The 6,041-nt window shown below is 64.1% G+C and carries 7 protein-coding genes; 4 read left to right on the forward strand and 3 right to left on the reverse strand.

Annotated elements, in window-relative coordinates:
- The coding region (locus tag QZ501_RS14660) for a zinc-binding dehydrogenase (protein ID WP_295720545.1) at nt 1–413 on the forward strand (413 nt) is incomplete at its 5' end.
- A gap of 6 nt (nt 414–419) precedes the next feature.
- Here QZ501_RS14660 and dsbG read toward each other — a convergent pair.
- The 3 genes from dsbG to dsbD are packed head-to-tail and all read right to left on the reverse strand — an operon-like array spanning nt 420 to nt 3,648.
- Complete coding sequence (gene dsbG / locus QZ501_RS14665) at nt 420–995, reverse strand: thiol:disulfide interchange protein DsbG (RefSeq protein WP_160898627.1); 576 nt, start codon at nt 993–995, stop codon at nt 420–422.
- Nucleotides 992–1,822: a TlpA disulfide reductase family protein gene (locus tag QZ501_RS14670; RefSeq protein ID WP_151440897.1), complete on the reverse strand. Its 831-nt coding sequence runs from the start codon at nt 1,820–1,822 to the stop codon at nt 992–994. The genes dsbG and QZ501_RS14670 overlap by 4 nt, the downstream gene beginning before the upstream one ends.
- 11 nt (nt 1,823–1,833) lie before the next feature.
- Nucleotides 1,834–3,648, reverse strand: coding sequence for a protein-disulfide reductase DsbD (gene dsbD / locus QZ501_RS14675; protein ID WP_295720548.1), 1,815 nt, complete (start codon nt 3,646–3,648; stop codon nt 1,834–1,836).
- Between the two features lie 65 nt (nt 3,649–3,713).
- Here dsbD and QZ501_RS14680 point away from each other — a divergent pair, with 65 nt between their 5' ends.
- The 3 genes from QZ501_RS14680 to QZ501_RS14690 form a co-directional block, all read left to right on the forward strand.
- Nucleotides 3,714–4,400, forward strand: coding sequence for a response regulator (locus QZ501_RS14680; RefSeq protein ID WP_295720554.1), 687 nt, complete (start codon nt 3,714–3,716; stop codon nt 4,398–4,400).
- Entirely contained in the window at nt 4,397–5,653 is a 1,257-nt protein-coding gene (locus QZ501_RS14685; protein ID WP_295720550.1) for a histidine kinase dimerization/phospho-acceptor domain-containing protein, read from the forward strand. The genes QZ501_RS14680 and QZ501_RS14685 overlap by 4 nt, the downstream gene beginning before the upstream one ends.
- Before the next feature lie 58 nt (nt 5,654–5,711).
- Nucleotides 5,712–6,041, forward strand: a 330-nt coding sequence (locus QZ501_RS14690) for a hypothetical protein (protein WP_295720552.1), incomplete at its 3' end; no start/stop codon positions are given.

Genomic DNA, 6,041 nt, shown 5'->3' on the forward strand with positions numbered 1-6,041 from the left:
GGGGAGTCACGTCGCTCGACGGTCAGTTGTTGAAAGCCACCGGCGGCGCGGACATCCGGCTCGGCATCGACGCTGTGGGCGGTGATGCGACCGACCATCTGGCCAGCTGCCTGGCAGCCGGTTCCCCGGTAGTGAATTACGGCATGATGAGCGGCCAGCCATGCCAGATGTCGCCGGCGAACGTGGTCTTCCGTGACATCTCGCTGCGCGGCTTCTGGCTGTCACGCTGGTTCAGCCAGGCTGGCCGTGACCAGCAGATGGCCATCTACAGCGAAGTAACCCGCCAGATCGCCAGCGGCGCCCTGAAGGCTCCGATTGCCGCCGAATACGATGTCAGCGACATCAAGCAGGCCGTGGCGGCCGCCGCCTCGGGTGAGCGCGACGGCAAGATCCTGGTCGTGCCCCAGCACTGACGCAGGTCACTCCGGCTTCTGGCTGCCCATGATCGCGGGCATTTCCCTAGGCCGGGGTGCACCCTGCTTGGCCGCCAGTTCGCCATTCCCATCCCAGTAGATGGTGGTGGGCGTGGCCCTGGCGCCCAGGTCCCGCATCAGGAAGTTGTTCTCCCGGACCTGGCCTTCCGCTTCCTTCACGAGCGCCTCGTCGGGCTCGATCCCGCCACTTTCATAGGCTTTCCGGTTTTCCGCCAGTTTCGCTTCAGGATCCTCGCTGCCGAGAATCGTGGCCGCCTTGGGCGTGCTGCTGCGCTTGATGATCCCGACCATGATGTGACGCAGCTGGACTCGGCCCGCTTCGATCCAGGGCGCGGCCTGTTCGCGGAACTGATCGCAGTAGGGGCAGTTGGGATCGGTGAAGGTGTAGATGATCCTGTCCGCGTCATCAGCGCCGTCCTGCACCCAGTTGCTGTCCTCCAGGGTCTGCCAGATGGCGTCGCCATCCATGGTCTGCTGCTGGGCGTGGGCCGGCAGAGCCAGGGCCAGGATCAGCAGGAGGCCGGCGGCAAGCCGGTAGGCTCCGGTGTTGAGGGGACTCATTGGTTGTTATCTCCTTTGTCGGTTTCGAATTCGGAAAGGTTATCCGCGAGGGTCGCGCTGGAGAGCTCACCATGATGGACGGTCACCAGCTGCCCGGATGCGTTGTAGAAAAGCGTCGTGGGCAGCCCCTGGCTGCCGGTATTGGAAGCCACCTCGCGCCTGCGGTCCAGGACCACGTTGCGCAGCGTCAGGTCATGTTCATCAAGGAAACTGTTGATGGTCGGTGTACCTTCCCCCTGATTGACGAACACAAAGGCGATATCCCCGTGGCTTTCCTGAGCATCTTCCAGCACCGGCATCTCACGCACACAGGGAGGGCACCACGAGGCCCAGAGGTTGACCACCATGGGGCGGCCGTCCGCCAATGACGCCAGTGGCCGCTCACTGCCTTCGCGTGATTCCACCGTCACATCCGGAATCCCCTGCCCCTGGACCTGCATCAGCTTGATCAGACCAAAGGGAAGCGCCCAGACCAGCACACCGACGGTCACCGCAATCCCGAGCGCCTGGCGCAGCGCCGGATGACGCCAGAGCTGCCAGGCGGTTACCGCGACACAGCCGATCAGGCCGGACACCAGATGGAAGCCGCCGTCGCGGATATCGATGATGCCCAGCGGGTCATCCCGGTAGTGATCAAAGTAGAGCACCACGAAACCAATCCGCGCACAGACCAGCGACCAGAGCAGAATATCCGTCAGCGGCCCGCCCACGCTCACCTGCTCACGGCGCCCTGCCACGGCCCCGGCAAACAGCGCCACTGCAAAGGCCACGATCATCAGGACCTGGGCAACCGGAAGGCTCAGCGGCCCCACGGCGATTGATGACATCAATACCTCCTTCACAGTGACGACGCGCCCGTAGCGGAAAGCCTTTCCAGGAAGGCCTCGCTGCTGATCTCGCCGGTGACACGATAGCCACGGCGCTCCTGCCCATCCGGGCCGATCAGCATGATCGTGGGCGGTCCCACCACCTTCAGTTCATCCATCAGTGCCTGATCCGTGCGGTCGTTGGCGGTGACGTCCGCCTGGAGCAGCTGCACATCCGCCAGCGCCTTCTGGACCCTGGGATCACCGAAGACCTCTTCCTCGATCACCTCGCAGGTGATGCACCAGTCCGCATAGAACTCCAGCAGGGTCCACCGCCCCTGCTCTCCGGCACGGACCACCGCCTGATCCAGGTCCGAAGGTGACTTGATCACCTCAAAACCGGCCATCCCATCATCGGTTTCTCCGGTGTCACCGGCGGGCTCACCGCCCCCCACAAAGGGTGTCAGCGGGGAGTACAGGGCACTGCCGCCGCCAGCCGCGCCGACCAGCATCAGAGCGCCCCAGAGACCCACCACCAGTGCCAACGCCGCTGCCAGAGCCCGTGCTGGTTCAGCAAGGGCGGCATGGCGCACTGCATTCAGCGCCAGAGCCGAGACAATGACCGCCAGAACGCCCCAGAGTGCCATGACTACATGATCAGGCAGGATACGCTCCAGGAACCAGACAGCGGTACCCAGAAGAATCACCCCGAACACCGCCTTGACGCCGTTCATCCAGCTGCCGGGTTTCGGGAGGAAACTCGCTCCAAGGGTGCCGAATGCCACCAACGGCGCGCCCATGCCCAGCCCCAGGGCGAACAGGCCCAGACCGCCGTTGAGCGCGTCACCGGACTCGGCGATGTACAACAGAGCGCCCGCCAGCGGCGCGGTCATACAGGGGCTCGCCAGCAGGGCCGAAAAGAAGCCCATCAGCGCCGCACCACCCAGATGGCCGCCCGTCTGGCGACCGTTCATCGCCTCAAGACGCTCCCGGATAAAGGCCGGCAACTGAAGCTCATAAACGCCGAACATCGACAGTGCCAGCAGCACGAAGAGCACCGCCAGGCCACCGATGAACAGCGGCACCTGGAACGCGGCCTGAAGATTGGCACCGATCAGCCCCGCCGCTGCCCCAAGCACCGCATAGGTTGCTGCCATGGTGACCACGAAAGTCAGCGACAGCCAGAAGGCCCGGCCGCGCGCCGCCTGGCTGCCCACAATCACCGCGGACAGGATGGGAACCATTGGCAGCACACAGGGCGTGAAGACCAGAAGCAGGCCCAGCCCGAAGAACAGGACCAGGTTCCAGGCCAGGCTGCTGTCCGCGAGGCTGCTGGCCAGGTATTCATCCTCCGCTTGTGGTGCTGCCCCGCCAGCCTGTTCAGCGTTGGGATTCCCGCCATCACCGTCACCGGGACTGGCCGTTTTTCCCTCCAGTGTCACAGTGGCACTCTGGGGCGGATAGCACAGGCCCTCGTCCGCGCAGCCCTGCCAGCTCAGCTCCAGGGTGCGGGCTTCCCCCGGGTCAATCAGCACCTCGGCCTGACCGTAATAGACCTCGGACTCCCCGAAATACTCGTCGGTGATGATCTCGCCTTCCGGGTAGCTCACGCTCGCGGGCTCAGCGTCCTGGCCGCTCACGGTCATGCGTTTGCGGTAGAGGTAGTAATCATCCGCAATATCCCACGCCAGACGGTACTGATCACCGTCGGGAACCAGCTCGTACTGGAACGCCTCCTCCGGGGATAGAAAATCCGACTGATCAATGGCCGCCTGAACCGGTATCATGCCGGCAAGCATCAGGAGCAGGGCTGCCATCACCGTCGCTGCTGACTGGGTGTGTCTCATTCTGTCTCCCTGCTGTTCACGCAACTGGCAGGATTGTGCAGGGTACCGATTAAGTGGGCATTAAGATGCATGTGTTGCTGATTGAGGACGATGATCTGGTGGCCTCCGGTCTGGTCAGCGGCCTGGAGATGGATTCCTTTGTGGTCGACCGGGTCACCAGTGCCAGGAGCGCGGAACACGCCATGGCGACGGTGAACACCGATATAGTGATCCTGGATCTTGGCCTGCCGGACGGGGATGGCCTTGAACTGCTGCGCCAGTGGCGGACGCGGGGCGTCACCGTGCCGGTTCTGGTACTGACGGCCAGGGACGCCATGGATGACCGGGTGACCGGGCTGGAATCCGGAGCGGACGACTACGTCCTCAAGCCCTTTGACCTGGACGAGCTCGGCGCCCGGCTGCGGGCCCTGCTGCGCCGCGCATCCGGCCGCGCCACGCCCGCGATCGAGCATGGCAGCCTGCGGTTCATGCCGGAACGCGGCGAGGTCAACATGAACGGGGAACCGGTCACCCTCCCGCGCAGGGAGCTCCTGCTGCTGGAAAAGTTCCTGCGGTCCGGTGGCAGCATCCTGACAGGAGAGCAGCTCAAGGACGCCCTGTACGGCATGGACACCGAGATCGGCAGCAATGCTCTCAATGTGCACATTCACCACCTGCGCCAGAAACTGGGTCGGGAGCTGATCCAGACGGTCCGCGGCATGGGCTACCGGCTGGGCCCTCCACCCGGTGATGACAGCGGGGAACCGCAATGACGCTGAAACGGCGACTGGTTCTGGGCGTGGGGCTGGCCCTGGGGGTTCTGTGGGCATCCGCCGCTGCGCTGCTGTTCCTCGACCTGCGCAGCCAGGTTTCCGATACCCTGGATGAGCGCCTGGCAGCCTCCGCGCGGATGGTCGCGGGTCTGGTCGCCCGTCAGCCCGGACTCCTGGAAAGCCCCCGAAGTGATACGGAGCTGGTGCAGCCGGAGTCCGAGGGCGTGGCCTGCCAGATCCAGGCCGCCGGCGGTGAGGTGCTGGTGCGCACCGAAGGCGCCAACAGCCAGGCCCTGGACGCCCGCGAGCCCGGCTACCGGAACACGATGATCAGCGGAGAACGCTGGCGTCTCTATACCCTTGAGCACAACGGGCTGCACATTACTACAGCGGACCGCATGACGGAGCGCGGAGAGCTTCGCGAAGGCATTCTCCTGGTGCTGGTTGCCCCCTTTGCGCTGGCACTTGCCGGCGGCATCGGCGTGGTCTGGTTCGGCATAAGCCGGGGTCTGGCGCCCCTTGAGCAACTCAGCCGTGAGGTCTCCCGACGCCGCCCCTCCATGCTCACCCCCGTGGACATCGGATCAGCTCCGGCGGAACTCCAGCCAGTGGTCTCAACGCTGAATGATCTTCTGGCGCGGGTGAACGAGGCGATACAGCGCGAACAGCACTTCGCCAGTCAGGCGGCCCATGAACTGCGCACGCCACTGACCGCCATCAAGACAAACCTGCAGGTAGCAGCACGCCAGGCCCCCGAAGCCAGCCGGGCCCTGGACCAGGCGCAAGCGGGCATCCAACGCATGCAGCGCATCATCGAGCAGCTGCTGATGCTTGCCAGGGTTGAACGGGCGGGCGCGCACGGCCATGAACGGGCAGCCGTGGAAACAGTGATCCATCAGGCCATTGCGGATCTGCCGGAGCGCGATCGAATCCGCATCGATTCGGAGGCATCACTCCCGGATCTGCTACTTCCCGCGCCACTGGCCTCAACAGCCCTGCGCAACCTGCTGGAGAATGCGCTGCGCCACGGCACCAACGGGGAAACGGTCGAGTTGAGGGTCCAGTGCAGCGGCACGGACCTTGTAATGACGGTGACCAATCCAGCCGGGGACCACGCGCCGGCAGACCCCGAGCGCAGCGACGGTCTCGGGCTCACCATCGTACGTGCGATCACGGAACGATTCGATGCCCGGTTCGAATTCCGGCATCCACGGGAAGGGATGGTGGAGGCTGTTATCACCTGGCCGACTTGACCCGGTCCCCCACCCCCAACGATCATAAGCGCCCCTTTCGCAATATGGAAATGAGCGCATGAGTGATTCAGGCGTAAAAACCGACGAGAAAAAACAGCACTTTGACGATATCTATGTGGCGGAAACGCCCGTCCCCTTCAAGGAACGCATCCTCGACGATCTGCAGTACGTATCCGACAACTTCAATCGCCAGCCGTTCGACACACTGATCCTGCCCTGGGCGAAAGAAAAGGCGAAGTCCGGTCCGCTGAATTTCGTCGACCTGGCCGGTTGCTTCGGCAACACGACCATGGCTTGTCTCAACGGCATGAACTACCAGGACATCCGCGCGAACTGGAAGGACGCGGAGTCGTGCAAGAAGGTGGACAAGCCGCGCCGTTTCGACGCC

The sequence above is a fragment of the uncultured Halovibrio sp. genome, from assembly GCF_913056445.1.
GTDB classification, from domain to species: Bacteria; Pseudomonadota; Gammaproteobacteria; order Pseudomonadales; family Oleiphilaceae; genus Halospina; species Halospina utahensis_B.